Source organism: Bradyrhizobium sp. sGM-13, from assembly GCF_018398875.1.
Classification (GTDB): Bacteria; Pseudomonadota; Alphaproteobacteria; order Rhizobiales; family Xanthobacteraceae; genus Bradyrhizobium.
Genome location: NZ_JAGWDK010000565.1, coordinates 1 through 207, shown reverse-complemented (window position 1 = coordinate 207; position 207 = coordinate 1). Strand labels below are relative to the sequence as shown.

1 protein-coding gene is annotated in these 207 nt (G+C 59.4%); it reads right to left on the bottom strand.

Going from position 1 to position 207, the window contains the following annotated elements; all coding sequences use genetic code 11:
• Positions 1-8: 8 nt before the first annotated feature.
• Positions 9-207 (bottom strand): BA14K family protein (locus tag KJQ96_RS39985; protein ID WP_213291321.1); only part of this gene is annotated, 199 nt, incomplete at its 5' end.

Below are 207 nucleotides of genomic sequence, written 5' to 3'. Positions count from 1 at the left end.
ATGTCTTGCTATTGCGCCGGGCAGGGATGACGTTGCCCGTCATAGCCAAGATACGTTCCTGACGCCGGGTCGTAGGACTTGTACCTCCGCATGCAATACGCCACGGCATCATCGCCGACCGGGGGCCCTGCGGCGACTACGGTCTCGTCGTAATAATAGGGGTCGTCGTAATAGTAGGGGCTGCCGTAGTAGCCATAAGCAGACCCG